This is a genomic window from Bradyrhizobium sp., from assembly GCF_049581145.1.
Taxonomy (GTDB): Bacteria; Pseudomonadota; Alphaproteobacteria; order Rhizobiales; family Xanthobacteraceae; genus Bradyrhizobium.
The window spans coordinates 1-2,885 of record NZ_JBAURI010001243.1 but is presented as its reverse complement, the minus strand read 5'-3'; the positions used below and the strand labels follow the sequence as shown (position 1 = coordinate 2,885).

Below are 2,885 nucleotides of genomic sequence, written 5' to 3'. Positions count from 1 at the left end.
TCATGAGCAACTCACCTCGTCAAGCTAAATCACTAAATTACATGGCTACATAAAACATGCCTGAAACAAGGTTGTGCAAATATTATCAGCCGCTTAGGCTCGGAAAGCCACGCAACTTCCGTCTAGTCGAGCCCGCGCTCATGGCTGAGGCGCACCATCTCCTGGACAAAAACCTGCTTCTGCTTGTCGTCCAAACTCGCATAGAGCGGTTCGGCGGCGTCGGCGACACTGCGCTGGTCGGCGGCGCGATCGACCAGAAACTGCGCCTCGTTGCGCATCTGCTCGACGATGTCGTCCGGCGGATCGCGCTTGGCCCGCGCGATCCGCAGGTTGAGGCGATCGGCGCCATTGTGCCCGAGATAATGCATCGCGCTTGAAAACCCGAACCAGCTCTTTTCCTGCTCAGCCGTCAGGTTGAGCTCCTTCTTGATCCGATCGATGTCGGCATCGTTGTTGGCGACGATCTGCTCCGCGGTGAGTTGTGGTGCGCCTTGCTGCGTCAGCACCTGGACCGGCTTGCCCGGTCTGGCCGCCTTGCTTGCGCTGGACTTGCTGGTGCCGGCCTTGTCCGCATTCCCTTTCGCCGCCTTTGCATCGCCTTTGGCATCGCCCGGCTTGCTTTCGGCCGCCGGCTGTCCGTTGTTTCCGGTAAACGTTCCGGTCACGCCCGTGACGACGCCAACGACGCCGCCGATCGCGCCTCCCAGCACGCCGCCGACCGGACCTGCCGCCTGGTTGCCTTCGCGCGCGCCCTGCTCCACGCCCTTGACCAGGCCCTGCGCCTCGGCAGGTCGCTGAGTGCCGAGCAGCATGATGATGGCCATGCCAGGCGCGACGCACAGCTTCAGCCTCACGCGCAAGCCGGATAGCGGGCTGGTCATTGGTTGGGTCTCCATGATCGATCTGGAATTTGACAGGGCTGAATCATAGCGCGGCAGGCGTGCGGCCTGATGCTCGATTCTAGCGTGTCCGCAGCGGCATCGTCTACCGCGCCGCCGCCACCGTCCACGATCAGTAAAGCCGCCGAGCAAATGCTTTGGCTGAGCTTCCCGCAGCGAGCGCGCGATGCCGTCGAACGCGAAACCGACGAAGCGTCAGAGCAAGCGGTGTGCGGCGCAACAAGTACAGCTGCGGCTTCGCGCTCGCACTACCAACGTTAGTTCTAGAAGCGGATTTCTCGACAGAGGCCATCAATTCTGATCTGATCGCGTCAGCGAGATCTCAACGACGCCGCGGCTTCGGCCGTGAAGCAAACAACAACAACGAGATTTCCGGCATATCCGATTGGCTCACCAGGGAGGAACGCCATGTCACGGAGAAAGCTCACCCGCCGACAATTCGTCGCTGCCACTGCCGCCACGTCCGCGGCGCTGATCACCGCGCCCTTTGTCCGCGGCGCCCATGCCGCCGGAAAACTATCGATCGGTTTCTGGGATCACTGGGTTCCCGGCGCCAACAAGACCTCGACCGCGCTCGTCAACGAGTGGGCGGCGAAAGAGAAGGTCGACGTCGCGATCGACTACATCACGAGCCAGGGCGACAAGAACCTTGTCACCATTGCCGCCGAAGCAGAGGCCAAGTCGGGCCATGACATCCTGGCGATGCCGACCTGGTGGCCGCACGCGCAGTCGGATCTGCTCGAGCCGGTCAATGACGTGATGGAACCGCTGATCCAACAGAACGGCAAGGTCAACGGCACCGTAGAATATCTCGCTCAACTCGACGGCAAATGGTTCGGCGTCCCCACCTGCCTCGGCAGCCAGATCAAGGGCCCCTGTTCCCGCATCGATCTGATGAAGAAGTACGCCGGCATCGACGTGCAGGCAATGTATCCCGCCGGCAGTCCGCCAAAGGCCGAGAACTGGACCACCGACACATTCCTCAAAGCGGCGGAAGCCTGCTTCAAGGGCGGCTATCCGTTCGGCATCGGGCTCGGACAAACCTCCGACTCCGTCGACACCGCCGGCGCGTTGTTCCAGGCGTTCGGCGCTGAGCTCGTCGACGCCAAGGGTAACGTCACGGTCAAGACCGACAATGTCCGGCAGGTGCTGGAATACTACAAGAAGCTGATCGCCTTCCTGCCGCCGGATGTCGCGGCCTGGGACGATGCGTCCAACAACAAATGGCTGATCGCCGGCAAGGGCGCCATGATCATGAACCCGCCGAGCGCCTGGGCGGTGGCCAAGCGCGACGCGCCGGAGGTGGCCGAGCAGTGCTGGACTCACGGCTTCCCGTCGGGACCGAAAGGTCGCTTCGCGCCGTTCCTGCCCTACTTCCTGACGCTGTGGAACTTCTCGAAGAACAAGGAGGCCGCCAAGAGCCTGCTCACGCATCTGTCGCAGCCGGCGTCGATCGAGCGGCTGGTCGAGGCCAGCGGCGGCTACGACCTGCCGGCGTTCGAGAAGCTGACCACGCTGAAAGTCTGGGCCGAGGCCGAGCCGCCGAAAGGCACGCTGTTCCACTATCCCAATCCCTATAACCATCAGGTGCTGTCGATCGCGGCCTCGCCTGCCCCGCCGAAGGTCGCGCAGCAGATCTATGCGCAGGCCACGCTGACCAAGATGTGCCTGAAATACGCACAGGGCATGCCGATGGAGCAGACGCTCGCCTGGGCGGAAGACGAGTGTGAAGGCTTCATGCGGAGCTGAGATGTGGCGCCGCCGCGTTTGGACGACTGCGCCACCAAGAGGCGTCGGCGGCGCCCCGATCGGCGTCATGGCCGGGCATAGCCGTCCGAAGGACGGCGTCGCTTCGCTCGCCTATGTCCCGGCCATCCACGTCGCGCAGCAGCGCAAGGCCCGCGACGTGGATGCCCGGGACAAGCCCGGGCATGACGACGAGCAAGTGGGTAAAGCGCAACGAATCGATCACGATCACCTGTGAGG

3 protein-coding genes are annotated in these 2,885 nt (G+C 63.1%); 2 read left to right on the top strand and 1 reads right to left on the bottom strand.

All coding sequences use genetic code 11. The features are described from left to right. Nucleotides 1-122: 122 nt before the first annotated feature. Entirely contained in the window at nucleotides 123-881 is a 759-nt protein-coding gene (locus tag WCB02_RS39470; protein WP_423967818.1) for a Spy/CpxP family protein refolding chaperone, read from the bottom strand. 426 nt (nucleotides 882-1,307) lie between these two features. Between WCB02_RS39470 and WCB02_RS39465 the strand changes: the two genes are divergently transcribed. Next, nucleotides 1,308-2,648, top strand: a complete 1,341-nt coding sequence (locus WCB02_RS39465) for an ABC transporter substrate-binding protein (RefSeq protein WP_423967816.1) — start codon at nucleotides 1,308-1,310, stop codon at nucleotides 2,646-2,648. A gap of 67 nt (nucleotides 2,649-2,715) precedes the next feature. Next, nucleotides 2,716-2,883 (top strand): hypothetical protein, encoded by a 168-nt coding sequence (locus tag WCB02_RS39460; RefSeq protein ID WP_423967813.1) that lies wholly within the window; start codon nucleotides 2,716-2,718, stop codon nucleotides 2,881-2,883. Nucleotides 2,884-2,885: the final 2 nt, after the last annotated feature.

Bases quoted from the DNA above. Each gene is read 5' to 3' on its own strand.
- WCB02_RS39470 (WP_423967818.1), bottom strand. From the start codon at position 881: ATGACCAGCCCGCTATCCGGCTTGCGCGTGAGGCTGAAGCTGTGCGTC.
- WCB02_RS39465 (WP_423967816.1), top strand. From the start codon at position 1,308: ATGTCACGGAGAAAGCTCACCCGCCGACAATTCGTCGCTGCCACTGCC.
- WCB02_RS39460 (WP_423967813.1), top strand. From the start codon at position 2,716: ATGGCCGGGCATAGCCGTCCGAAGGACGGCGTCGCTTCGCTCGCCTAT.